Below are 23810 nucleotides of genomic sequence, written 5' to 3' on the forward strand. Positions count from 1 at the left end.
GAAGGGCGCGCGGCCCTTGCGACCGATCCAGACGACACCCGGAGCCCTTCCCGCATGGCCAAGCGTCCGACCCCTCCGCCCGCAGACGCCGCCCCGCGTCCGCCGCGCAAGTCCGGCCGCCCGACATCGGCCAAGCCGCCCCGCCCCCGCGCCGCAAAGGCCGCCGCGGCGGCTCCCGAACAGCGACCCCCGCAGCCGGAACCCGCGCCCGAATCCCCATCCGCGGACCAGCCCGCCGACGCCTTCGCCTTCCCCGGCGAGGAACAGCGGCAAATGCTCGAAACCCTGTCCATGAATCTGGCGAAGGCCGCGATGACGGCCCAGTCGGCCATCGCCGAGGCGGCCCTGTCGCAGGCCGACCGCCCCGCCGCCCTGTCGCCGGACCCGTTCAACGTCGGCCCGGCCATGAACTCGGTCATGACCAGCCTGGCCTCGCGCCCCGACAAGCTGTTCGCCGCCCAGGCCGACCTGTTCAACCGCTACATGGACCTGTGGGCCTCCACGACACGCCGCGCCGCCGGGGAAGAGACGCCCGCCGGACCGTCGAAAGACAAGCGCTTCAAGGACCCCGCCTGGTCTGAAAACCCGGCCTTCGACGTGATGCGCCAGTCCTATCTGGTCACCTCGGACTGGATGAACGGCCTGGTCTCCAGTGTCGAGGACGTCGATCCCCTGACCAAACGCCGGGCCGAGTTCTTCACCAAACTGCTGACCGACGCCTTCTCGCCCTCCAACTTCCTCGCCTCCAACCCGGCCGCCCTGAAGGCCCTCGCCGAGACCAACGGCGAATCGCTGGTGAAGGGGATGCAGAACTTCGCCGCCGACATGGAGCGCGGCGCCGGCAAGCTGAAGATCAGCCAGGCCGACTACGGCCGGTTCGAGGTCGGGGTGAACGTCGCCACCGCCCCCGGTCAGGTCGTCTGGCGCGACGAGCTGTTCGAACTGATCCAGTTCGATCCCGCCACCGACAAACAGCGCGCCACCCCGCTGCTGATCTTCCCGCCGTGGATCAACAAATTCTACATTCTGGACCTCCAGCCCGAGAACTCGATGATCCGCTGGCTGTCCAGCCAGGGCTTTACCGTCTTCGTCTGCTCCTGGGTCAATCCGGACGTCGACAAGGCCGATTTCGGCTTCGACGACTACCTCCAGAAAGGCATCTACCGCGCCGTCGAAAAGGCGCTGGAGCAGTCGCAGGCAAAACACATCAACACCGTCGGCTACTGCATCGGCGGGACCCTGATGGGCGCGGCCCTGGCCCATATGGCGGCGAAGAAGGACGACCGCGTCACCGCCAACACCTTCTTCGCGGCCCAGCACGACTTCGCCGAGGCGGGCGACCTGCTGCTGTTCACCGACGAGCACTGGCTGAATGAGATCGAGCAGCAGATGGACGCCGCCGGCGGGGTCCTGCCCGGCGCGGCCATGGCGGAAACGTTCAACGCCCTGCGCGCCAACGACCTGATCTGGTCGTTCTTCGTTTCCAACTATCTGATGGGCAAGTCGCCGCCCGCCTTCGACCTGCTGTTCTGGAACGCCGACCAGACCCGCATGCCCAGGAAGCTGCACATGGATTACCTCCGTTCCATGTACGGCCAGAACCGCCTCTCAAGGGGCGAGTTCACCATCGGCGGGCTCAAGGTCGACCTGTCGAAGGTGACCATCCCGCTGTATTTCCAGGCCAGCCGCGAGGACCACATCGCGCCGATGAACTCGGTCTACCGCTCGGCCCGCGCCTTCTCGAACGCCGACGTGACGCTGACGCTGGCCGGATCGGGCCATATCGCCGGGGTGGTCAATCCGCCCTCGGCCAACAAATACCAGCACTGGATCAACCCCTCCCTTCCCGCCACTCTCGGCGAGTGGCAGGCGAAGGCCGTGGAACACCCCGGCAGCTGGTGGAACCACTGGGCTGACTGGCTGCATGACAAATCGGGCGGCTGGGTTCCCGCCCGCGACCCCAAAAAAGGCCCGCTTGCTCCGATAGAACCGGCGCCGGGGTCGTATGTGAAAGTGAAGTCTTGAAGCGTCTCGAACCGAACCTGCTGCTGGCGATCACCACCGGCTGCGCCCTGCTGCTGGTCGTCATCACCGCCACCGTCTACGGCCCGCCCGCCAGTCTGATCCGCAATCCTTTGCTGGCCATCATTTGCGCCGGCGGTTTCGTGCTGCTGAACCCGGTGATGCTGCGGATTATGAAGATCGCCCCGCGCCCGCCGCTGATCCACCCGGACAGCCGGAGCACGGCCGCCTGGGCCACCATCTTCCCGATGCTGGTCATCGCAGCCGCCGCCATACCGGTCTTCATGCCCGGCCCGGACTACGGCCTGCTGGTCATCATCGCCTCGGTCTGGTTCGGCGCGACGGTCGAGTCAGCGATCAAGGCCAGTCGTCAAGCCGGCTGAAATTTCAGCGCCACGCCGTTGTTGCAATAGCGTTTTCCGGTCGGCCGGGGCCCGTCGTCGAAGATATGGCCCTGATGTCCCAGGCAGCGGGCGCAATGATATTCCACCCGCGGAAAGCCGATCTCGAAGTCGGTCCTGGTCCCGATATTGGCGGCGATGACATCGTAGAAACTCGGCCAGCCCGTCCCACTGTCGAACTTCCACTGCGACCGGAACAGCGGCAGATCGCAGCCGCGACAGACGAAGGTCCCGCGTCGGTGTTCTCCGTTCAGCGGACTGGTCCCCGGCCGTTCGGTCGCCGCATGGCGAAGCACGTCGTAGCTCGCCCGCGGCAGCCGCTCGCGCCACTGCGCATCGGTAATCCGCCGGAACGGAGAGTTCGCATACTGCCGCTCGGAGGCGTCGGCCGCCCCCGGCGAACAGGCGGACACGGCCACCGCACCGGCGGTCAGCAAAAGATGGCGGCGATTCAGGACCTGGGTCATGCCCCAGATACGTCGGAAGTCCCGCCCGGGTTTCAACCGGGCAGACCCCTCCAGCCAAAGGCTTTTTCACACACCTGGGCCACGAACGCCTCGCCGGCCGCCAGCTGCCCCTGCGGCACCGACGAGCCGAGGTTGTCCTCATCGCTGTCGACGCTCACATAGCTGCGGTCGTGCACGTTCATACGCACCTCGACATCGAGATGATGGCGGCCCACCACCTGACGGGTCGCGGGATCGCGCCAGGTGGCCACGCCGATCAGGTGATCGGAATGGGCGGCCGCGTCCTTCACGGTGGCGAAATCGGCGTCGATCGTCAGATCCAGCGGCGGTCCGGACCGCGAGCAACGCACCGCGCCATAGGCGAGCTGGTCGTGCAGTATGCTCAGCGAAGGCCCTTCGGCGATCGAACCCAATCCCGACCAGCCCGAGAACCCCGCCATGCGGATGTTCGCGCCTTCGCTGTAGGCCGGGGGCAGCGGAATCTCCGGCTGACTGAAGTCTACGGTCGAGCATCCGCCAAGGCCGATCGCAAGGACCAGCAATTTCGCAAGATGCGGCTTCCCCAAGTAATGCATGGATTACCTCCCTCGCCCCCGGGGCCACGCTGCGGCGGGGCCATCGCCCCCGCAAGCGTGCTGCGACAAGGCAGCGACGAAGTTCGCGGACGATCAGGACAGCCCGGTCGCCTCGTCCAGTCCCAGCATCAGGTTCAGGTTCTGCACCGCCGCGCCCGACGCCCCCTTGCCGAGGTTGTCCAGCAGGGCGACCAGACGCACCTGCTCCCCGCCCCGGTCGCCGAACACATGCAGCCGAATCCGGTTGGTGCCGTTCAGCCCCTCGGGGTCGATCCCCGTCATGGCTTCGGTCGTCTCCAGCTCGGCCACCTCGACGAACCGGCAGCCCGCATAGGCCTCCGCCAGCGCGCCATGGACCACCTCGACCGACGGCGACTTCGGCAGGGCCGCCAGCTGCAGGGGGACCTCGACCAGCATCCCCTGCCGGTACGCCCCTACCGCCGGGGCGAACAGCACCGGCCGCTCCAGCCCGGTGTGCAGCGTCATCTCCGGCACATGCTTGTGCTTCAGCGACAGGCCATAGGCGCGGAACGCCTCGGCGCCGGCCTCGAACTCGGCGATCATCGCCTTGCCGCCGCCCGAGTATCCCGACACCGCATTGACCGTCACGGGCCAGCCCGCCGGCACGATCCCCGCCGACACCAAGGGCCGCACCAGGCCGATGAAGCCCGTCGGATAGCAGCCCGGGTTCGACACCCGCGTCGAGGCCGCGATCTTCTCCCGCTGTCCCGGCGCCATCTCGGCGAAGCCGTAGGTCCAGGCCGGATCGACGCGGTACGCCGTCGAGGCGTCGATCACCCGCACCCCGGGGTTCTCGATCATCGCCACGGCTTCCTTCGCGGCGTCATCCGGCAGGCACAGGATCACCGCGTCAGCGGCGTTCAGCGCCTCGCGCCGCGCCTCGACGTCGCGGCGGCGGTCGCCCAGCAGGATCAGCTCCAGATCGCCGCGCGCTTCCAGCCGCTCGCGGATCTCCAGCCCCGTGGTGCCGGCCTCGCCGTCGATGAAGATTGAAGCACTCATAACCACCACCGGAGTTCGACGCCGAACAGCAGCCCGATGGCCACCAGCGACGAAATCAAAACGACGAAGACCGTCCAGCCGATCATCGCCCAGAAGAAGATCGGGCGACTACGCCGATCGGCGAATTCGCCACCCGGAAGGCGGAACAACCGGATCTCGCCCGTCGCCGTAGCGCGCCTCAGTTCAAGCGAAAGCCAGACCACAACGCCTAGGGAAATGAAGCCAAGAATGAGGCTGGGGCCTGAGGGCACGAAAATCTCCAAAGAAAAAGGGCGCTCCGGTTTCCCGAAGCGCCCCCATCCATACCGTAGTGAAACGGCTTAGCGCTTCGAGAACTGGAAGGACTTGCGGGCCTTGGCGCGGCCGTACTTCTTGCGCTCGACGACGCGGCTGTCGCGGGTCAGGAAGCCGTGCGGCTTCCGTGGCGGATSGCGCCGGCCTGGCCCGACAGGCCCGAGCCCTGCACGGTGCAGTCGACGTCGAACTGGGTCAGGCGGTCGGTCACTTCCAGCGGCTGGGCGATCATCATGCGCAGGATTTCGCGGGCGAAATACTGCATCTGATCCTTGCCGTTGATGGTGATCTTGCCCGAGCCGGGCTTGATCCACACGCGGGCGATCGCGTTCTTGCGCTTGCCGGTCGAATAGGCGCGGCCCTGGGCGTCCAGCTTCTGGACGTAGACCGGGTGCTCTTCGCCCGCGCCGGGGCTCTGCATGGTCTTCAGGGCGTCGAAGCCCGTCAGGGTTTCGGTCGGTGCGGTTTCCACGGCGGGCGTKTCAGCAGTCACGTCGGTCATGCTCAGACGCTCCGGGTGTTCTTGGCGGACGCCGACTTGAAGTCGATCGTTTCCGGCTGTTGGGCTTCATGGGTGTGCGCMGCGCCGGCGAACAGGCGCAGGTGCGTCATCTGCAGGCGAGCCAGCGGGCTCTCCTTGGGCAGCATGCGCTCGACAGCTTTTTCAAGCACGCGCTCGGGGAAGCGGCCGTTCAGGACCTTYTCCGGGGTCGTCTGCTTGAYGCCGCCCGGGTGGCCGGTGTGGCGGTAGTAGATCTTGTCGGTGTTCTTCTTGCCGGTGAACACCACCTTGTCGACGTTGGTGACGACGACATAGTCGCCGCAATCGACGTGCGGGGTGTAGTCGCCGCGGTGCTTGCCGCGCAGACGGTTGGCGATGAAGGTCGCGAGACGGCCCACCACGACGCCTTCGGCGTCGATGTGGATCCACTTCTTCGTGACCTCGGCCGGCTTCAGCGCGACCGTGGTGCTCTTCAGCATGTTCGGGGTTCCCGGGAATAGACGAACGGAGTGCCCCTCCCGATGGCCGGGATGAGCGGAAGGCGCGCTGATAGAGGAAGGGGGACGGGGGGTCAATGGCAGTCGATTGACCACTCATGGTTTATCTAACTGATTTACATAGACAAATCTATTACGGTATTAAAATACCGCATATTTTGACACTCAAGTCTCCTGCCCGTCTCCGATGGGGAGGTGGCGCGGCGCCTCTTGGGCCGTGACGGAGGGGGCCGCGCCGCTTCTACCCCTCCACCGCTTCGCGGTCCCCCTCCCCATTCGCTGCGCGAACAGGGAGGAGACAATGCGAGCAATCCGCGATGACACGCGCCCGCCCCCGCGCTAAACCGCCGCAAAACCCCCAGGAGCCTTTCCCATGACCGTCGCCGCCCGCCTCGCCGAACTCGGCATCTCCCTGCCGGAACCCGCCAAGGCGGTCGCCAACTATGTGCCCTTCGTCCAGACCGGCAATCTGGTCCACATTTCTGGCCAACTGTCGAACGACGCCTCGGGCGGCCTCAAGGGCACGGTCGGCGCCGACGTCTCGCAGGAGGACGCGGTCAAGGGCGCCCGCATGTGCGGCGTCAACCTGCTGGCCCAGATCTCGGCCGCCCTCGACGGCGACCTCGAGCGCGTCGTGCGCGTCGTCAAACTGGGCGGCTTCGTCCAGGCCGCCGGCGACTTCGAGGCCATTCCCGCCGTCATCAACGGCTGTTCCGACCTGATGGTCGAGGTCTTCGGCGACAAGGGCCGCCACGCCCGCTCGGCCGTCGGCGTCTACAAACTGCCCCTCGGCTTCGCCGTCGAGGTGGACGCCATCGTGGAAGTTCGCTGATCCCATGTTCCGTGCATCCCGGCGAAAGCCGGGACCCAGTTCTGTCCAGCTTGATGCCTGCGCTTCAGGATCGGCGACCGCGCACGCCATATTGGACCGCTCGCCCAAACCACTGGGTCCCGGCTTTCGCCGGGATGCACGGATTTGAGTTTCCAGATCCAGGTCCATAACGCCGTCGCCGACATAGGCCGCGAAGCCTGGGACGCCTGCGCGTCCGCCTCCGGCGACCCGTTCGTCTCCTTCGACTTCCTCGACGCCTGCGAGGCGTCCGGCAGCGCGGTCCCGCGGCAGGGCTGGGCCGGTCGTCACCTCTCCCTGCGCGACGAGACCGACCGCGTCATCGGCGTCATGCCCCTCTGGCTCAAGGGCAACAGCCAGGGCGAATACGTCTTCGACCACAGCTGGGCCGACGCCTATGAGCGCGCCGGCGGCCGCTACTATCCCAAGCTTCTGGCCGCCGTGCCCTTTACCCCCGTCACCGGCCCCCGCTTCCTCGCCCACCCCGACGCAGACGCGGCCACGGTGCGGCAGGCCCTGCTGCAGGGCGCCCTGGCCCTGACCGAACGGCTCGGCGTATCGTCCCTGCACGTCAACTTCCCCACCCGCCCCGATTGGGACGCCATGGGCGAGGCCGGCCTGCTGCAGCGGCAGGACATGCAGTACGTCTGGCGCAACGGCGGCTATGCGACCTTCGACGACTTCCTGTCCGCCCTGTCCTCGAACCGCCGCAAGACCATCCGCCGCGAACGCCGCGAGGCGCAGGCCGGCCTCGACATCCGGGTCCTGACCGGCGCCGACATCACGGAAGCTCACTGGGACGCCTTCTTCGCCTTCTACATGGACACGGGCGAGCGGAAGTGGGGTCGTCCCTATCTGACGCGGGACTTCTTCACCCGCATCGGCGCGACCATGGCCGACCGCATCGCGCTGGTGATGGCCTTCCGCGACGGCGACGCCATCGCCGGCGCCCTGAACCTGATCGGCGCCGACGCCCTGTACGGCCGCCAGTGGGGCGCGCTGGAGGAGGTCCCCTTCCTCCATTTCGAGCTTTGCTACTATCAGGCCATCGAATTCGCGATCTCGCGCGGCCTGTCCCGCGTCGAGGCTGGCGCGCAGGGCGAGCACAAGATCGCGCGCGGGTACCTGCCCTCCCCCGTCCATTCGGCCCACTTCATCGCCGACCCCGCCCTGCGCGAACCGGTGGCCCGCTACCTCGACGGCGAGCGTCAGGCGGTGGAGGCCGAGATCGCGGTCATGACCGACGAGCTGTCGCCCTTCCGCAAGGTTTAGTCGACGCGCCTGGGCCGGTCATCGCCGATGAACCAGCCGGCGATCCAGCTGACGATGCCGGTGACGATCGCCGCGCCGACGCCCGCCATCAGACCATCGACCACGAACCCGCTCAGCAGCATCGCCACCAGCCCGATCACCGCCGCGTTCACCACCAGCAGGAACAGGCCGAACGTCAGGATGGTCAGCGGGAAGGTCAGGATCGTCAGGATCGGCCGCACGATGGCGTTGGCCACGCCCAGCAGGACCGCCGCCAGCAACAGCGACGGCGTATCGGTGAACCCGACCCCGGGCACCACCTGCGCCGCCAGCCAAAGGGCCAGGCAGGTGACGAGAAACTGGACGATGAAACGCAGCATGGACGCCTCCCGATTGAACCGTGACCATAACGCAAAATCCGCCGCCGGGCTCCCCACGTCTCCCGCCCTTCGCTAGGCTGCCGATAGACCCGGAGCGCGCGATGACCCTGAAGGCCCCCTACGACCCCGACAACATCTTCGCGAAGATCCTGCGTGGCGAGATCCCCTCGGTGAAGGTGTGGGAGGACGACGACATCCTGGCCTTCATGGACGTCTTCCCCCAGTCGGAAGGCCATGTCCTGCTGATCTCGAAGACCTCGACCGCCCGGACCCTGCTGGAGATCGAGCCCGACGCCCTCGCCCGCCTGACCGAGGCCACGCGGCGCACGGCCCGCGCCGTCGAAAAGGCGCTCCAGCCGGATGGCTTCCAGATCATGCAGTTCAACGGCGAAGCGGGCGGCCAGACCGTCTTCCACCTCCATTTCCACATCGTCCCGCGCTGGGCCGGCCGCCAGATGAAGGGCCACGGTCACGCGCCGATGGCGGATATGGAAACCCTGCGCGGCCTCGCCGACCGGATCGCAGCGGCGCTCGACTAGTCCGCGCGGAACTGCAGCTCGGCCAGCTTGGCGTACAGCCCGCCCTGCGCCATCAGCGCCCGGTGCGTGCCCTCCTGCACGACCTTGCCGTCTTCCATCACCACGATGCGGTCGGCGCGCAGGACGGTGGCCAGACGGTGGGCGATGACGATGGTCGTGCGGTTCTCCATCGCCTGATCCAGCGCGGCCTGCACCAGACGCTCGTTCTCGGCGTCCAGCGCCGAGGTCGCCTCGTCCAGCAGCAGGATCGGCGCGTCACGCACCAGCGCCCGCGCAATGGCCATGCGCTGCCGCTGTCCGCCCGACAGGCTTTTGCCGCGCTCGCCCAGCGGCGTGTCAAAGCCTTCCGGCAAGGCCTCGACGAAGGTCAGCGCCTGAGCCTCGATGGCGGCCGAGCGGATCGCAACCTCATCGGCCTCCTCGCGCCCGAAGCGGATATTCTCGCTGGCCGAGCCCGAGAACAGCGGCGCCTCCTGCGACACCCAGGCGAACCGGCCGCGCACGGCGACCGGGTCGGCCTCGCGCACGTCGATCCCGTCGACCGACACCACGCCCGACTGCGGATCATAGAAGCGCAGCAACAGCCGGAAGACCGTGCTCTTGCCCGCGCCCGACGGCCCGACCAGAGCCACCGTCTCGCCCGGCCGCACCGTCAGCGAAAATCCCTTCAGCGCCGGCAGGTCGGGCCGCCCCGGATAGGCGAACTGCACCGCCGACATCGACACCTCGCCCGTTGGCGGCTCCGGCAGGACCCGCGGCGTCTCCGGCGCCCGGATGGCCGCCTCGCTGCGCATCAGCTCGTCGATCCGCTCCATGGCGCCCGCCGCCTTCTGCACATCGCCCCAGCTCTCGCCCAGCGCGCCGACGGCGCCGGCGGCGAACACCGACAGCAGCACGAACTGCAGCAGGGCTCCCGGCGTCATCCGCCCGGCGATCACGTCCTGCGCGCCCAGCCACAGCACCAGCGTCACGCCGCCGAACATCACCACGATGATCATGGCGGTCATCAGCGCCCGCGCCTTCATCCTCACCAGCGAGACGCCGAATGCGTCCTCGACGGCCTTGCCGAACCGGTCGATGGCGCTGGCCTCGCGGCCGAAGGCCTGCACGGTCTCGATCGCATCGACGCTCTCGCCGGCGAAACCGACGGCGTTGGCGAACCGGTCCTGCGAAGCCACGGTCAGCTTCCGCACCCGCCGCCCGAACAGGAAGATCGGCCCCAGCAGCAGCGGCACGATCAGCAGCACCATCCCCGTCAACTTCGGGCTGACCACGAACAACAGCACCGTCCCCCCGATCAGCGTCAGGAAGTTGCGAAGGGCATAGGACACCGAGGTGGTCAGCAGCGTCTCGACCAGGGCGATGTCGGTCGTCAGACGCGACAGCACCTCTCCGGTGCGCATGGAGGCGTAGAAGGCCGGGTCCAGCGTCAGGATGCGCGTGAACAGGCCCTTGCGCAGGTCGGCGATGACCCGCTCGCCCGTCTTGGTCACGAAATAATAGCGGACGGCGGTCGCCAGCCCGAGGAAGAGGGCGTTCACCCCCAGCAGCAGGAACCACAGGTTCAGCTCCGACCCGCCGTTGTCGAATCCGTTGTCGATGGCGCCCCGCGCCGAGGCCGTCAGGGCCAGCGAGGCGGCGGTGGACAGGATCAGCCAGATCCCCGCCATCGCCATATGGCCCTTGTGCCGCATCGCATAGGGAAGCAACCGACCCAGCGGGCGAACGTCCCGGCGCTTCTCGCGCCGCTTGCCCGCCTCGCCCAGCTGTTCGATCAGAACGGCCCCCGCGCCGGGGCGTCCCCGGATGTCAGCGGCGTCTGCGGTGGCGGTTGCATCTGTCATGGCGCGCGCCTCTTGCCCCGGAACGGCCCCCGGTGTAAACGCCGCCGCTCATTCCCGCCCTTCGCTGGCGGGTTTNGCGGTGGCGGTTGCATCTGTCATGGCGCGCGCCTCTTGCCCCGGAACGGCCCCCGGTGTAAACGCCGCCGCTCATTCCCGCCCTTCGCTGGCGGGTTTTCTCATTTTCGCGCTCCGACGGTCGGCATCGTCATCGCGCAGAGACCGGACCAGGACCATGAAGGCGGATACGCATCCCGACTACCACTTCATCACCGTTACGATGACTGATGGCACCACCTATCAGACGCGCTCGACCTACCAGAAGGAAGGCGCCGTCCTGAACCTGGACATCGATCCGCTGACCCACCCGGCCTGGACCGGCGGCAACCAGCACATGCTGGACCGCGGCGGCCGCGTTTCGCGCTTCAACAACAAGTTCGCCGGCTTCATCAAGAAGTAGGCCGCTGNGGGCGTCTTTCAGAGCCAGGTCGATGTTGGGCTCTTACCCACCCGGCCTGGACCGGCGGCAACCAGCACATGCTGGACCGCGGCGGCCGCGTTTCGCGCTTCAACAACAAGTTCGCCGGCTTCATCAAGAAGTAGGCCGCTGTCGGGGCGGGCTTTCCAGCCACACCCTGAGGCAAGACGACAACAAAGGCGTCGGTCCCCGGACCGGCGCCTTTCTGTTTGGCCGGAACGCCGATAACATGGCGGCGTTGGCCTTTTCGGGGGGCGTGGACACGGTGTCCCGCATCGAAACCGGCGTAGAGACCTTGCGATGAATCGACGGCAACTCGGATTGGGCGCGGCCGTAACGGCGTTTGCGTCAGCCATGGGTCAGGCTGCCCTTGCCCAGACCCGCGATCCCTCGGCCGTGGCCTTCTATGACCGGTTCAACGACCAGCTGGCCGCCCTGCCCGCCGGCATCCAGCCCGACGTCCGCGCCTTTTACGAGCTGAACGGCTGGCGTCCCGTCTGGAACGCCGAACGTCTGCGCGCGCTTCAGGCCGCCGCCGGCCGCGCCGAGCGTCACGGTCTGGCCCAGTCCGACTATTTCAACTTCGAAACCCTGGCCGCGGACCGCAACTCCGCTGAAATGCGCACCACCGCCGCCGCCATGGGCTACGCCCGCGTGCTGGCCGAAGGCCGCGTCCGTCCCGAGACGGTCGAGGACCTGTGGGAGATGCAGAAGAACCGCGTCGACCTGCCCGTCGGCCTCAACGACGCCTTGGCCCAGAACCGTCTGGTCGACTGGTTCGAGGGACTGGCGCCCACCGACATCGGCTATTCCAACCTGTCCGCCGGCTACGTCCGTTATCGCCGCCTGATCCGCGAGGGCGGCTGGCCGGTCTTCCGTCAGGGCCCGACGATCGAGCCCGGCGCCAGCGACGCCCGCATTCCCGCCCTCATCCAGCGCCTCGTCGCCGAAGGGGACCTGCCTGCGGCCGACGGCGCGCGCCTGACCCAGCAGGGCATCGTCTACGGCTCCGAACTCCAGGCCGCCGTGCGCGGCTTCCAGGTCCGGCACGGCCTCGTCGCCGACGGCCGTATCGGCACCGGCAGCCAGCGCTCGCTGTCCGCCTCGGCCGAGGACCGCGCCCGCCAGATCGCCCTGAACCTCGAACGCCGCCGCTGGCTGAAGCGCGAGGTCTCGCCAGAGCGGATCGAGGTCAACACCGCCGCCGCCATCATGGTCTACTGGAAGGACGGTCGCCCCGTTCACTCCAACCGGGTCGTCTGCGGCTCGCCCACCAACCAGACGCCCAGCCTCGAGAAGCCGTTCGCTTCCGTGGTCGCCAATCCGCCCTGGTATGTCCCGGCCTCGATCGCCCGCAACGAAATCCTTCCGCGCGGCCCCGGCTATCTGGCCAGCCAGAACATGTACATCTCGAACGGCACGGTCATCCAGCGGGCCGGTCCGACAGCGGCGCTCGGCTATGTGAAGTTCGAACTGCGCGACAGCTACGCCATCTTCCTGCACGACACCCCGTCGAAGGCGGCCTTCAACCTGTCCACCCGCCAGCGTTCGCACGGCTGCGTCCGCGTGCAGAACGCGGTCGAGTTCGCTCGCCTGCTTCTGTCCCCCGATCCGGATCTGCTGGCCCAGTTCGACACCGCCCAGGACACCCGCGAGACCAAGCGAATCTCCACGGGTCGCGAGATCAGCGTGCGCCTGCTGTACTGGACCGCCTTCGTCGACGGTCAGGGCCGGGTCGCCTTCCGCGAGGACGTCTACAGCCGCGACGCCAAACTGGCCGAAGCGCTGGGCATCGCCCTCAGCCTGCCCAAGCCCGTCGATGACGGCGCCCGCGTCGCCAACGACGTCGGGCCATAGGGTCTAGCTTCCGAACGCCGCCGTCAGCCGGTCCAGCTGGCTCTGCACCGGATTGATCGCGTCCTCCTCGGGCGCGTCCAGATACATGCGCCGGTCCAGATGCAGGACCCGGTCGTACAGCTTCTCGGCCCGGACCAGATATTCGACCAGGGCGATCGGCAGTTCGTTGTTCGTCGGCTCCGTCTCCGGCTTGCGGTCGGTCAGCCGGTAGCGCGCCTCGCAGGCCGCCAGCGCCGTCATGTCGCCCTCGCGCACGGCCCGCTGCACCAGCAGCCAGGACGCGATCTGCATCAGCCGGGTGGTCAGCTTCATGCTCTCGCCGGCGTAGGCCAGGGCCGTGGCCCGCGACAGCAGCTTGGATTCGCGGCGGCCGTCCCCGTCCAGATAGGCGGCGGTGTCCTCGACCAGTTCCATGCCTTCGCGGAAGGTGCGGTCGAACAGCTCCGAGCGCGCGAAGTCGTCGACGACGGCGGCGCGGCTGCGGCCGGCGGACGGAATGATGTCGGCGTCGGTGGGCATGAAGTCGGTCAAACTCATAAGGGAACGCGCATCCGTATCACGACCGGCACGGTTTCGCGCGGCGCATCAAATCACTGCAACGGTTGTGCCAACAGGTTGATTCAGGGCCGGAAGTTGAACATGGCGTCGGCGGCGTTGCGCTGGGACGACTTGCCCTCGATGGCCGCCTTCGAGCGGGCGATCTCGGCCTCAAGCCCCGCGATACGCTGCTTCAGGTCCTCGACCGAATAGCCGTCCAGGTCCTCGCGCGTCAGGGCGATCAGCGGCGCGCCGCGCGCCGGACGGGGCTCCAGATCATCGAACATCGCCGCCTCCTTCGTGGCCAAGGGATACGCAACCTCGTATCAAAACGCCCGGAGACGGACGATTGCAAGAACGGGATGTACGGATGCGGGTCATCGAGATCGCAGGCGGATCGGGTCCGGCGGAGGCCCTGACCCTCGCGGAACGGCCCGATCCCGTGGCGGGGCCGGGTCAGATCCGCATCCGCGTGCGCGCCGCCGGGATCAACCGGCCCGACATCCTGCAGCGCCTCGGCCGCTATCCCGCCCCGCCCGGCGCCCCGGACATCCTCGGCCTCGAGGTCGCCGGGGAAATCGACCAGATCGGCGAGGGCGCCCCCCGCTGGAGGCTCGGCGACAGGGTCTGCGCCCTCCTCGGCGGCGGGGGTTACGCGGATTGCGCCATCGTCGACGCCCGCCACGCCCTGCCCGTCCCCGATGGCGTCGACCTGATCCGGGCCGCTGCCCTGCCCGAGACCCTCTGCACCGTCTTCGCCAATGTCTTCGAGGCCGGCGACCTGAAGGCCGGCGAAATCCTGCTGATCCATGGCGCGACCAGCGGCATCGGCGTCACGGCCATCCAGATGGCGAAGGCGGCCGGCGCCAAGGTCATCGCCACGTCTCGCGGCGCCGAAAAGACCGCCGCCGCCCTGCGTCTGGGCGCGGACCTCAGTCTCGACGCCCATGCCGATGACATGGAAGCCGCCATTGCAGGCTTCGGCGGCGCCGATGTGGTGCTGGATATGGTCGGCGCCGACTACGCCGCCCTCAATCAGGCGGCGCTCAAGCAATTCGGCCGCTGGGTCGTGATCGCCACCCAGTCGGGATCGGCGGCGCAGATCGATCTGGCGCGGCTGATGATGAAGCGGATCGTGCTGACCGGCTCGACCCTTCGCGCCCGCCCCGCCGACGAAAAGGCCCGGCTGATCGCCGCCGTGGAAGCGACAGCCTGGCCCTGGGTCGCCTCCGGCGCGGTTCGCCCGCCGGTCGAGGCGACCTTCCCGCTGGAACAGGCGTCGGCCGCCCACCTCGCGCTGGAGGCAGGCGGCCACGTCGGCAAGATCGTGCTGACGACCTAGCGGCGTCCGCCGCGGACCGGGCGCATGGAGGAGATCCGGTCGTTCATGCCCGAGTTGCGCAGGTTGCGGACGTCATTGCTGATGATCACGCACTGGCCCCGGAAATAGGCGTCCGTGCAGACCTCCCAGTCGCCGCGCAGCTGCAATGAACTGATGGCGTCGTTGAAGCCGGTGCTCGCCAGATTCGCGACCTCGTCATCGAACCGGAAGCTGGCGCCGCGGAAATCGGCGTCGCGATAGACCATCGCCGAGCCACGGCCGCCGCCGCCGCCGCCCGGCCGGCCGGGACCGTTGCCGCCGCCGGGCCGATCCTCGTACTGACCCCGGTTCGGGCCGCAGACGAGCAGGCCGTCGTTGTTGCGTATCTCGTAGTCCGAACAACGGTTCAGCTCGATGGACGTACCGCGGATCTGGCCGCGGTTGGTCCGGCAGTCCGCATACAGCCGGCCGCGGTTGGTGTATTCGCCGCTGCAGCTCTGGCGATAGTCGCCGCGCGGCGCGACCCGCGTCCCGTAATCCTGCGCCGGAGCGGCTCCGCCCGAAACGACCGCCATGGCGGCCAGCATCTCGATCAACATGGTCGTCCCTCCCGAAGGTTTTGTCGGGCGCCCGATGCGTCCGTGACCCCACCGTGAAGCTTGCTGGATGAACCGTGGCTGTACGGCATTGTAGGCAACCGTTTTCTTTTCAGCCGAACAGGCCTATATCGCCATCATCAACGCCCGGTCGAAAGGCCGGGCGCCGTCGTATCCAGAGCCCGGATTCCGGGCCTGAAAACCAAACCGGAATGCGTTCATGACCGACATCCTCATGCCCAAGGCCACCGCGGTCTGGCTGGTCGACAACACCTCCCTGACGTTCGAGCAGATCGCCGACTTCTGCGGCMTCGCCGACGGCGACGTTGCCCGCGACATCCGCGGCGCCGATCCGCTGGTCAACGGCCAGCTGACCCGCGAGGAACTGGACAAGGCCCAGAACGACGACAGCTACCGCATGCAGGCCGTGGTCAGCCGCCACGCCGAGCTGATGAAGGGCGGCAAGCCCGCGCCGAAATACACGCCCGTCTCGCGCCGTCAGGACCGTCCGGACGCCATCGCCTGGTTCGTTCGCAACCACCCCGAGGTGACCGACGCCCAGATCGCCAAGATGCTCGGCACCACCAAGTCGACCATCGAGAGCGTGCGCAACCGCACCCACTGGAACAGCGCCAACATCAAGCCGGTCGACCCGGTGACCCTCGGCCTCGTCGGCCAGCTGGCCCTGGACGAACTGGTCCGCAAGGCCGCCGACAAGAAGGCGAAGGACGACGCCAAGAAGGGCGGCGCCACCCTGCAGCCCGTCGACGCCCCTGCCGAACCGGCCGAGGAGGAGTTCGTCCCCGAGGCCCGCGAACGCCGCGGGGCCGAGCCCACCGCCGCTTCGGTGTTCGGCGACAAGGACTAGACAAAAAACGGCCCCGGAGATCGCTCTCCGGGGCCGATGTCTTTGTCGGGAGGCCGCCTCGCTATCCGGCGCGGGCCTCCAGACTGGTGATCTGTTCCTTAAGTCGCAGCTTCTGCTGCTTCAGCTCCCTGACGTGAAGCGAGTCCGTGGCCGGGTGGATCATCTCTCTCCGGATGGTCTCATCCAGATTGCGGTGACGGTTTCCCAGTTCGCGGATACGAGCTTCGATGGTCATGGCTTGCGCCTCCATGTCTAAGGGACCAGTACAGTCAGCGCCGGGTCTGACCTGTGAACGGAGCCGTACGGAACCTTTCCGGCGCATCCTCCAACAGATTGATCGTGGGAATTTCCGGAGCGTCCGGCGTCACTTACGGCGTCCGCGTGTTGGACGCCCTGCGCGAGCTCGGGGTCGAAAGTCACCTGGTCGTGACCCGCGCCGCCCTGCTGACCCTGTCGCAGGAGACCGATATTTCCGCCGACGATCTGATGAGCCGCGCCGACGTGACGCACCGGCTCAACGACGTCGGTGCCTCGATCGCCTCGGGCTCGTTCAGAACCATGGGCATGATCGTCGCCCCGTGTTCGGTCCGCACCATGAGCGAGATCGCCACCGGCGTGACCTCCACCCTGCTGACCCGCGCCGCCGACGTGGTGCTGAAGGAGCGCCGGCCTCTCGTCCTGATGGTCCGCGAGACTCCGCTGCACCTCGGCCACCTGCGCACCATGACAGCCCTGGCCGAGATGGGCGCCGTCATCGCACCGCCCCTGCCCGCCTTCTATGCGAAGCCGACCAGCATCGCCGACATCGTCGACCAGTCCGTCGGCCGGGCGCTGGACGTGTTCGGCCTCGACTGGTCCGCCGTCCGCCGCTGGGACGGGCTGAAGGGCGCGGCCGCCGAATGAGTCTCCGGGACTGGTCGCTGACCATCTGGGCCGCCGACGGGGTCGCCGAGGCCTGTCTGGAGCTTCAGGACTCGGCCGGCCAGAACATTCCCCTGCTTCTCTGGGCCGCCTGGTGCGCCTCCGAAGGACGCGTCCCGGATGAAGACGCCCTGGAAGCCGCCGGCGACACCGCCCGCGCCTGGCAGGAAACCGCCATCGCCCCTCTGCGCGCCGTCCGCCGCGCCCTGAACCCCCGCGCTCCCGATCTGGCCGACGCCGACCGCGAGGCCGTGCGGGCGCAGGTCAAGGCCGTGGAGCTTGAGGCTGAACTCCGCCTTCTGACCGCGCTGGAGGCCCTGGCCCCTGCCCCGTGCGGGCCGGCGCAGCCGCTGCTCGCCGCCATGGTCGCCGCCGCCCGGGTCTGGTCGCCGATGACGCCGCGCGCCGGGCTGGTCCGTCTCGCCGAGCGCCTTCCGGCCTGATGCGACGCACAGTATAAGCAGGCGTCCGGGGTCCCCAGTATGAATGACGACGAACCGTTTCTGACCGAGGAAGAGCAGGCGCTCCACGCCCGCCTCAAGCTGCTCCAGCTCGAGCACGCCGACCTCGACGCCTCGATCGAGGCCCTCGGCCGCATGCCCGTACCCGATCAGCTGATGATCGCCCGTCTGAAGCGGAAGAAGCTGCTGCTGCGCGACGAGATCACCAAGATCGAAGACCGGATCCTGCCCGACATCATCGCCTGAGCCGGCCTATCGGCCCTTCTTGCGCACCCACATGGCCGCGTCGGCCTCTGCCAGCCAGACCTCGGGATCGGTGTGGCCGTTGAAGGCGCGCACACCGAACGAACCGCCCAGATGGGTCGACTTGCCGTTCCAGGTGAATTCCTCGGCCGCCAGGGCGTCGGCCAGCCGCTGCGCCTTCTCGCGGCCGCCGTTCAGGCCCGCGTTCAGCATCAGCAGACCGAACTCGTCCCCGCCCAGCCGGCCCACGGCGTCCGATTCGCGCAGATTGGCGGTCAGCAGATTGGCGATATGAACCAGGGCCGCGTCGCCCGCCGCGTGGCCCAGGCTGTCGTTGACGCCCTTGAACCCGTCCAGATCGAGATACAGCAGCACCGCGGGCGTGCCGTGGCGCTGGCAGAAGGCCATGGCGCTCTTCAACTGGGCGATGAATCCGCGCCGGTTCAGCACCGGCGTCAGCACGTCGTGATCCGCCGCAGCCTCGGCCGCTTCGGCGCGTCGGCGCAGGGCCTCGATCTCCGCGCGCAGGCGCTCGATCTCGTCGTAAGGGTCGATGACGGCCGCGTTGCTCACGAGCGAAGAGGGCTCCCCCGGCCGGCGACTCACTACGCCAGGCCAAGGGTCAGCCTAACGCCGTCGGTTGCGGGCGCAACGCGAGTCCTGTATCGCGCCGCTTTCCCGCGAAAGAGCATGCACCCATGCCGACCCAGACACCCGTGGCGATCATCATGGGCAGCCGCTCGGACTGGCCGACCATGAAACACGCCGCCGACGCGCTGGATCGCCTCGGCGTGGCCTGGGACGCGAAGGTCGTCAGCGCCCACCGCACGCCGCAGCGGCTGTTCGATTTCGCCACCGGCGCAAAGGCCGCGGGCTTCAAGGTCATCATCGCCGGCGCCGGCGGCGCGGCCCACCTTCCGGGCATGGCCGCCTCCATGACCGAACTGCCGGTGCTGGGCGTTCCGGTCGAGTCCAGGGCGCTCAAGGGCCTCGATAGCCTGCTGTCTATCGTCCAGATGCCCGGCGGCATTCCGGTCGCCACCCTCGCGGTCGGCGAGCCCGGAGCAAAGAACGCCGGCATCCTCGCCGCCCAGATTCTGGCCCTGGCCGATCCGGTGCTGGCCGGACGTCTGACGGCCTTCCGCGAAGCCCAGACCGAGGCGGTCCACGAGACGGTCGAGGACTGAGTGACCCCTCTGGCTCCCGGCTCGACCCTCGGCATTCTCGGCGGCGGCCAGCTGGGACGCGTGTCCCAGGGCCAGATCGTCGCCCCCTATGACGACCTGAACGCACTCGGCGTTCTGGGTCAGACCTCGCAAGCGGTCACCTTCGAGTTCGAGAACGTCCCCGCGACCTCGGTCGAGCGGCTGGTCCGGGGCGGCGCCGTCGTGGCCCCCGGCCCCAAGGCCCTCGCCGTGGCGCAGGACCGCGTCGACGAAAAAACCTTCCTCAACGGCGTCGGCGCGACCACCGTAGACTTCGCCGCCGTCGACAGCCTCGACGATCTGCTGAACGGGATTGAACGCCTCGGCCTGCCCGCCCTGCTGAAAACCCGTCGCGACGGCTATGACGGCAAGGGTCAGGTCTGGGTCCGCTCGGCCGCCATGGCGGCGGACGCATGGCACGCCATCGGCGAACGGCCCGCCATTCTGGAAGCCCGCGCCGACTTCACCCGCGAACTGTCCGTCATCGCCGCCCGCGGCCGCGACGGCGCGATCGCCGTCTATCCGCTGGGCGAGAACATCCACAAGGGCGGCGTCCTCAAGACCACCCTCGCGCCCGCTGCCGTCGATGCGAAGACGGACAAGCGCGCCCGCGCCATCGCGAAATCGGTGCTGGAAGGCCTCGATTACGTCGGCGTCCTCGGCGTCGAACTGTTCGACCTCGGAGACAGCCGTCTGCTGGTCAACGAGATCGCCCCCCGCGTCCACAACACTGGCCACTGGACCCAGGACGGCTGCGTCTGCGACCAGTTCGAACAGCACATCCGCGCCATCGCCGGCTGGCCGCTGGGCCCGACCACCGCCCACGCCCGGGTCGAGATGACCAATCTGCTGGGCGACGAGGTCGACCAGTGGACGAAGCTGTCCAGCAAGGACGACGCCCGTTTGCACCTCTACGGCAAGGCCGAGGCCCGACCCGGCCGCAAGATGGGCCATGTGAACCGGGTGAAGCCGCTCATTTGATCGTCGTCATTCCGGGCGGAGAGGCGCAGCCTCGGAGACCCGGAACCCAGCGGTGCCGCGACGGCGGCGAAACACTGTCGGCTCGAAAAGTTCGCGCGGTCAGCGCCGGCGCTCCGCTGGGTTCCGGCTCTTCGCTGCGCTTCGCCCGGAATGACGAAAGAGAAGCGGGCTAGCTCTTCGCCCCATACCGCATCCGGCTCAGCGCCTCGCTGACCTTCCTCAGCGGCGCATCGAAATCCTTGCCGGCCTTCCATTTCTCGAAGGCCATGACGTTCTCGATCCGGGCGGCGACGAAGGCTTCGGCTGCGTCCTTGCCGTCGAACCAGCGCATCGTCAGGGCAGGAATGAGAATCCCCGACAGGATCGCCCGCTTGGAATAGTGGTTCCAGTCGGTCGCCGTGTCCCCGGCCCAATGCCACAGGTGGTCTGCGCTCTCCCACGCCAGTTTCAGCCCCAGATCGGCGTTGGTCGGCAGGGCCAGGAAGGCGGCGCAGCGGCGCGTGGCCTCCAGATCGGCGGCCCCCGCCTCCATCCGGGCCGAAACGGCGCGGGCGATTCGCTCGCGCATCTTCAGCGATTTCGCATCGACCTCGGCCAGCACCGCCAGCGCCCGGTCGTCGTGCCGCCGCGACAGCAGGGCCGCCAGATCCCGCGCGCCGTTGGGCAGCAGCAGCTCTTCGTCCCCCGACGACAGGCCGTTTTCGGCGCAGGCCCGCCTCACCATCCGGCTGTTCCATCCCAGCGCGGGGGCCAGCCGCAGGGCCGCGTCCAGCACGGACTGCTCCATCCGGTCGCCCCAGTCTCCTTCAGGCGCGTCGTTCGACAGGTGTGGCGCATCGGTCATGGCGACAGCATATGCCCGTCTCGCGGGCGTTTCGACCCTTCAGATTGAGGCGCGACGATCTGGACAGCGGGGGGGCAAACGTGTATCAGCCCGCCTTCATCCGCGGACCCTGTCCCCGGAAGACGATTTTATTTGTCTGCCCGTCTCCCTTTCGAGGTGCGCGGCGGGCGGCCAAAGGAGAGTTCAACCTGGTACAGATTTTCGTTCGCGATAATAACGTCGAGCGCGAAGGCCTGCTGCCGCCTCCGAAGCCCCGCGTGCCGGGCGTCGGCGGTCCGCGCTCCTGAGCGAACGCTGCACCAGACAGATCAAGGGCCGCTCCGGGAAACCGGAGCGGCCCTTTTTCTTGCTCGGGCTGTCTCCCGGGGCGACCTAGGTCCCCCCGCCCCTGATCGCCGTCCCGAACGCCTTCCAGCTCAGCTTCACATCGGACAGGGCCCCGGCGCGGAAGGCGCGGCCGGCGATCCAGACCATGAACAGGGCGAAGGCGAACATGCCCACGATGGAGCCGATCAGCTCGATCATCGGCGGCTCCGACGGCAGGCGCGCCATCATGACGAAGGGCGTGAAGAACGGGATCATCGAGATGATCTGGATCGCCGGCGCATCCGGCGTCCTGAGCGCCATCTGCATGGTGATCAGGGGGATGATCAGGACCATCATTATGGGCCCCATCAGGGTCTGGGCGTCGCGCGGCGTCTCGCAGAAGGCGCCGACGGCCGCGAACAGGACCGCGTACATCATGTAGCCGCCGACCATGAAGGCCGCGAACCAGCCCAGCATGCCGCCGTTCAGCAGGACGTCGCCGACGTCGCCCGCATACTGTGGCAGCAGCCCGATCATGCCGACCGCGCCGATCGAGCCCCAGGCCGCCAGCACCGTCAGGGTCAGCAGAGCCACCCCCAGCACCTTGCCCGCCAGGATCTCGGTCGCCGAGGCGGACGAAAGCAGCACCTCAAGGATCTTGTTCGACTTCTCCTCCATCACGCTGTTCAGCAGGATCGAGGCGCCGGTGATGATCAGCGACCAGAGCAGGAAGCCGGCGATCAGGCCGATAAGCTGGGGCAGGCGGTCACGGAACGAGACTTCCCCCCCGCTCGCGGACCTCGGCGAGAAGGCCGTCACCTCCGGGCGGAAGGACTCGGTCGCCTCCACCACCGTCCCGTCGATGCCCGCGGCCTCGAACACGGACCGGCGGTTGGCGGCGCGCAGCGCGTCGCGCACGAAATCCTCGACCGTGTCGTCGGTGGCCCGGGCGGTCCAGACGCGGGCGCCGGGCTTTCCGGCGGCGTCGCGGGTCAGGAAGACGATGGCGTCGAGCCGCTGTTCCTTCGGCGTATCCTCGTCGAGGAACCGGCGGACGACCTCGGTCTGGGCCTCGCCGGGCGCGGCCGCCGTGATCTCGGCCGGCGTGGCGACGATGCGCATCCGGGTCCGGTCCAGCGAAGCCAGCGCTCCCTGGGCGGCGTTGGGCGGCGTGGCCATGCCCGTGACCTCCCTCGCCTTCTCCGCCGCTTCCCGGGCGCGTTCGGCCTGACGGTCTGCTTCGCGACGCAGGGCGTCGCTGACCGCGCGGGCCAGTCCGGCCGCGGCGGGGCCCTCCTCGATGACAGCCACTTCCCGGACAGGCTCCGAGGTGCGGATCAGGATCGGCACCGCTCCGCCCAGCACGCCGAACAGCGGAAAGGCCAGCAGCGACAGCCAGAAACCCACGGTCTTGGCGTAGGCGGCGTATTCGCGCCGGGCGATCAGGAAGGTGCGGTTCATCGGGCGGCCTCCGCCACTTTCACGGATTGATCGACGTCAGGATGGTCCCCCGTCAGGTTGATGAAGGCGTCATGCAGGCTGGGTTCGCGCAATTCGAACCGCCGCACGTCCAGCCCCCCGAGGAAGGCCGCCTTCAGCGTGTCCTGCCCCTTGCCGCCCTGGCCCAGCGCGGCCTTCAGCACCCGCACGCCGTCGATTTCGGAAACGACCTCGACGCCGCTGACGCCCGGCAACGCCGCCGCCTGCGCCGCGTCAATCGCGCCTTCCAGCTCGAGAAACCGTTTCGAGGTCGCCCGCGCCTCGGTCACCGTGCCCTCGAACGCCTTCTGGCCGCGGGCCAGCAGCACGACCTTGTCGCACAGGCGTTCGGCGTGCTGCATCACATGGGTCGAGAACAGCACCGTCGCCCCGTCAGCCGCCAGATCGCGGATGACCGCTTCCAGCCCCTGCTGGTTCACCGGATCCAGCCCCGAGAACGGCTCGTCCAGGATGACGAACTCCGGCCGATGCACGACCGAGGCGATCAACTGGACCTTCTGCGCCATCCCCTTGGACAGCTCCTTCATCTTCTTGTTCCTCGATGCGCCCAGCCCCTGGGCTTCGAGCATGTCCTTTGCGCGCCGACGGCCCTCGGCGAGCGGCAGACCTTTCAGCGAGCCGAAAAAGGCGATCGCGTCCACCGGCGTCATCTTCTTGTAGAGGCCCCGCTCCTCCGGCAGGAAGCCGATCCGGTCGCGCACCTTGCGCCCGTCGTCGGCGCCCAGAATCTCGATCCTGCCCGCGCTGACGCCCTGCAAGCCCAGGATCATCCGGATGGTCGAGGTCTTGCCGGCCCCGTTCGGACCCAGAAAGCCGCAGATGGCGCCCTTCTGGACCTCGAAGCTCAGGTCCTCCACGGCCCGGAACTCTCCGTACCGCTTGCTCACCCCGTCCAGCGTCAATGCCGCCGTCATCATCCCCTCCGGCCGAACTCGATATATTTGCACGATGGATAAGAGTGTAAAGGACGTTTGACAACCCGTTGCGAGGGCGGACGATGCTCCGCTGTCATGAATTCCGTGTCATGTTCGCGGGATACGAGTCGCCCGC

Annotated in this window: 29 protein-coding genes and 2 pseudogenes; 15 read left to right on the forward strand and 16 right to left on the reverse strand. The window is 68.1% G+C overall.

The window, feature by feature from the left end:
* The first annotated feature begins 54 nt into the window (after positions 1-54).
* Together phaC and ASD25_RS22615 are read left to right on the forward strand one after the other, a co-directional pair.
* Complete coding sequence (gene phaC, locus ASD25_RS22610) at positions 55-2025, forward strand: class I poly(R)-hydroxyalkanoic acid synthase (protein WP_056620669.1); 1971 nt, start codon at positions 55-57, stop codon at positions 2023-2025.
* On the forward strand, positions 2022-2405 hold the full coding sequence (locus ASD25_RS22615) for a hypothetical protein (RefSeq protein WP_056620671.1): 384 nt from the start codon (positions 2022-2024) through the stop codon (positions 2403-2405). The genes phaC and ASD25_RS22615 overlap by 4 nt, the downstream gene beginning before the upstream one ends.
* Here ASD25_RS22615 and msrB read toward each other — a convergent pair.
* From msrB to rplM, 6 genes and pseudogenes are all read right to left on the reverse strand, one after another.
* Positions 2393-2890: a peptide-methionine (R)-S-oxide reductase MsrB gene (msrB, locus tag ASD25_RS22620; protein ID WP_056620673.1), complete on the reverse strand. Its 498-nt coding sequence runs from the start codon at positions 2888-2890 to the stop codon at positions 2393-2395. The two genes, ASD25_RS22615 and msrB, sit on opposite strands and share 13 nt — an antisense overlap.
* A gap of 32 nt (positions 2891-2922) precedes the next feature.
* Complete coding sequence (locus ASD25_RS22625) at positions 2923-3432, reverse strand: hypothetical protein (protein ID WP_056620675.1); 510 nt, start codon at positions 3430-3432, stop codon at positions 2923-2925.
* Positions 3433-3558: 126 nt separating this feature from the next.
* The gene (argC, locus tag ASD25_RS22630; RefSeq protein ID WP_369816666.1) at positions 3559-4494 is read right to left on the reverse strand and encodes an N-acetyl-gamma-glutamyl-phosphate reductase; all 936 of its coding nucleotides are present in this window, start codon (positions 4492-4494) and stop codon (positions 3559-3561) included.
* On the reverse strand, positions 4485-4739 hold the full coding sequence (locus ASD25_RS22635; protein WP_156389423.1) for a hypothetical protein: 255 nt from the start codon (positions 4737-4739) through the stop codon (positions 4485-4487). Before ASD25_RS22635 ends, argC begins: the two co-directional genes overlap by 10 nt.
* Positions 4740-4808: 69 nt before the next feature.
* Positions 4809-5284: pseudogene (locus tag ASD25_RS22640) on the reverse strand (30S ribosomal protein S9).
* Between the two features lie 2 nt (positions 5285-5286).
* The gene (rplM, locus tag ASD25_RS22645) at positions 5287-5763 is read right to left on the reverse strand and encodes a 50S ribosomal protein L13 (RefSeq protein WP_056620680.1); all 477 of its coding nucleotides are present in this window, start codon (positions 5761-5763) and stop codon (positions 5287-5289) included.
* 391 nt (positions 5764-6154) lie between these two features.
* Here rplM and ASD25_RS22650 point away from each other — a divergent pair, with 391 nt between their 5' ends.
* Both ASD25_RS22650 and ASD25_RS22655 read left to right on the forward strand, forming a co-directional pair.
* Positions 6155-6613: a RidA family protein gene (locus ASD25_RS22650; protein WP_056620682.1), complete on the forward strand. Its 459-nt coding sequence runs from the start codon at positions 6155-6157 to the stop codon at positions 6611-6613.
* Between the two features lie 144 nt (positions 6614-6757).
* Positions 6758-7903 (forward strand): GNAT family N-acetyltransferase, encoded by a 1146-nt coding sequence (locus tag ASD25_RS22655; protein ID WP_056620684.1) that lies wholly within the window; start codon positions 6758-6760, stop codon positions 7901-7903.
* On the opposite strand, the gene ASD25_RS22660 is transcribed toward ASD25_RS22655, so the two are convergent.
* On the reverse strand, positions 7900-8262 hold the full coding sequence (locus ASD25_RS22660) for a phage holin family protein (RefSeq protein WP_056620686.1): 363 nt from the start codon (positions 8260-8262) through the stop codon (positions 7900-7902). The two genes, ASD25_RS22655 and ASD25_RS22660, sit on opposite strands and share 4 nt — an antisense overlap.
* A gap of 101 nt (positions 8263-8363) precedes the next feature.
* Between ASD25_RS22660 and ASD25_RS22665 the strand changes: the two genes are divergently transcribed.
* Positions 8364-8801, forward strand: coding sequence for an HIT family protein (locus ASD25_RS22665; RefSeq protein WP_056620689.1), 438 nt, complete (start codon positions 8364-8366; stop codon positions 8799-8801).
* Here ASD25_RS22665 and ASD25_RS22670 read toward each other — a convergent pair.
* Entirely contained in the window at positions 8798-10645 is a 1848-nt protein-coding gene (locus ASD25_RS22670) for an ABC transporter transmembrane domain-containing protein (RefSeq protein WP_056620690.1), read from the reverse strand. The genes ASD25_RS22665 and ASD25_RS22670 overlap by 4 nt on opposite strands.
* A 232-nt stretch (positions 10646-10877) precedes the next feature.
* On the opposite strand from ASD25_RS22670, the gene rpmE (ASD25_RS22675) reads away from it, so the two are divergent.
* The 3 genes and pseudogenes from rpmE (ASD25_RS22675) (at position 10878) to ASD25_RS22680 (ending at position 12977) form a co-directional block, all read left to right on the forward strand.
* Entirely contained in the window at positions 10878-11102 is a 225-nt protein-coding gene (rpmE, locus tag ASD25_RS22675) for a 50S ribosomal protein L31 (protein WP_055830066.1), read from the forward strand.
* A gap of 8 nt (positions 11103-11110) precedes the next feature.
* A pseudogene (gene rpmE / locus ASD25_RS32340) lies at positions 11111-11245 on the forward strand (50S ribosomal protein L31); the annotation flags it as partial.
* A 229-nt stretch (positions 11246-11474) separates the two neighbouring features.
* Entirely contained in the window at positions 11475-12977 is a 1503-nt protein-coding gene (locus tag ASD25_RS22680) for a murein L,D-transpeptidase (protein WP_235562847.1), read from the forward strand.
* A 3-nt stretch (positions 12978-12980) separates the two neighbouring features.
* Here ASD25_RS22680 and ASD25_RS22685 read toward each other — a convergent pair whose 3' ends face one another.
* Together ASD25_RS22685 and ASD25_RS22690 are read right to left on the reverse strand one after the other, a co-directional pair.
* Positions 12981-13496, reverse strand: coding sequence for a DUF1465 family protein (locus ASD25_RS22685; RefSeq protein WP_056621387.1), 516 nt, complete (start codon positions 13494-13496; stop codon positions 12981-12983).
* 101 nt (positions 13497-13597) lie between these two features.
* Entirely contained in the window at positions 13598-13801 is a 204-nt protein-coding gene (locus ASD25_RS22690) for a DUF1192 domain-containing protein (RefSeq protein ID WP_056621389.1), read from the reverse strand.
* Positions 13802-13884: 83 nt separating this feature from the next.
* Between ASD25_RS22690 and ASD25_RS22695 the strand changes: the two genes are divergently transcribed.
* Positions 13885-14856: an NAD(P)H-quinone oxidoreductase gene (locus tag ASD25_RS22695; protein WP_056620693.1), complete on the forward strand. Its 972-nt coding sequence runs from the start codon at positions 13885-13887 to the stop codon at positions 14854-14856.
* Here the strand turns inward: ASD25_RS22695 and ASD25_RS22700 are convergent.
* Positions 14853-15434: a beta/gamma crystallin-related protein gene (locus ASD25_RS22700; RefSeq protein WP_056620695.1), complete on the reverse strand. Its 582-nt coding sequence runs from the start codon at positions 15432-15434 to the stop codon at positions 14853-14855. The genes ASD25_RS22695 and ASD25_RS22700 overlap by 4 nt on opposite strands.
* 217 nt (positions 15435-15651) lie before the next feature.
* On the opposite strand from ASD25_RS22700, the gene ASD25_RS22705 reads away from it, so the two are divergent.
* Entirely contained in the window at positions 15652-16299 is a 648-nt protein-coding gene (locus tag ASD25_RS22705; protein ID WP_056620697.1) for a cell cycle transcriptional regulator TrcR, read from the forward strand.
* 61 nt (positions 16300-16360) lie between these two features.
* Here ASD25_RS22705 and ASD25_RS22710 read toward each other — a convergent pair whose 3' ends face one another.
* The gene (locus ASD25_RS22710; RefSeq protein ID WP_056620699.1) at positions 16361-16534 is read right to left on the reverse strand and encodes a YdcH family protein; all 174 of its coding nucleotides are present in this window, start codon (positions 16532-16534) and stop codon (positions 16361-16363) included.
* A 53-nt stretch (positions 16535-16587) separates the two neighbouring features.
* Here ASD25_RS22710 and ASD25_RS22715 point away from each other — a divergent pair, with 53 nt between their 5' ends.
* From ASD25_RS22715 to ASD25_RS22725, 3 genes are read left to right on the forward strand one after another with little or no spacing between them, the layout of a single operon-like run.
* Positions 16588-17202, forward strand: a complete 615-nt coding sequence (locus tag ASD25_RS22715) for a UbiX family flavin prenyltransferase (protein WP_056620701.1) — start codon at positions 16588-16590, stop codon at positions 17200-17202.
* Positions 17199-17663 carry a TIGR02444 family protein gene (locus ASD25_RS22720; RefSeq protein ID WP_056620702.1) on the forward strand — a complete coding sequence of 155 codons (465 nt, stop codon included), beginning with the start codon at positions 17199-17201 and terminating at the stop codon, positions 17661-17663. Before ASD25_RS22715 ends, ASD25_RS22720 begins: the two co-directional genes overlap by 4 nt.
* Before the next feature lie 39 nt (positions 17664-17702).
* Entirely contained in the window at positions 17703-17927 is a 225-nt protein-coding gene (locus ASD25_RS22725; protein WP_056620704.1) for a YdcH family protein, read from the forward strand.
* A gap of 6 nt (positions 17928-17933) precedes the next feature.
* On the opposite strand, the gene ASD25_RS22730 is transcribed toward ASD25_RS22725, so the two are convergent.
* Positions 17934-18497, reverse strand: coding sequence for a GGDEF domain-containing protein (locus tag ASD25_RS22730; RefSeq protein WP_056620706.1), 564 nt, complete (start codon positions 18495-18497; stop codon positions 17934-17936).
* 125 nt (positions 18498-18622) lie between these two features.
* Between ASD25_RS22730 and purE the strand changes: the two genes are divergently transcribed.
* Complete coding sequence (gene purE / locus ASD25_RS22735; protein ID WP_056620708.1) at positions 18623-19111, forward strand: 5-(carboxyamino)imidazole ribonucleotide mutase; 489 nt, start codon at positions 18623-18625, stop codon at positions 19109-19111.
* Positions 19112-20110, forward strand: a complete 999-nt coding sequence (locus tag ASD25_RS22740) for a 5-(carboxyamino)imidazole ribonucleotide synthase (RefSeq protein WP_056620710.1) — start codon at positions 19112-19114, stop codon at positions 20108-20110.
* Between the two features lie 169 nt (positions 20111-20279).
* Here ASD25_RS22740 and ASD25_RS22745 read toward each other — a convergent pair whose 3' ends face one another.
* From ASD25_RS22745 to ASD25_RS22755, 3 genes are all read right to left on the reverse strand, one after another.
* Complete coding sequence (locus tag ASD25_RS22745) at positions 20280-20954, reverse strand: COQ9 family protein (RefSeq protein WP_056620711.1); 675 nt, start codon at positions 20952-20954, stop codon at positions 20280-20282.
* A 372-nt stretch (positions 20955-21326) separates the two neighbouring features.
* Positions 21327-22721, reverse strand: coding sequence for an ABC transporter permease (locus tag ASD25_RS22750; RefSeq protein ID WP_056620712.1), 1395 nt, complete (start codon positions 22719-22721; stop codon positions 21327-21329).
* Positions 22718-23674 carry an ABC transporter ATP-binding protein gene (locus ASD25_RS22755; protein ID WP_056621391.1) on the reverse strand — a complete coding sequence of 319 codons (957 nt, stop codon included), beginning with the start codon at positions 23672-23674 and terminating at the stop codon, positions 22718-22720. Before ASD25_RS22755 ends, ASD25_RS22750 begins: the two co-directional genes overlap by 4 nt.
* Between the last annotated feature and the right edge of the window lie 136 nt (positions 23675-23810).

The sequence above is a fragment of the Brevundimonas sp. Root1423 genome (assembly GCF_001426805.1).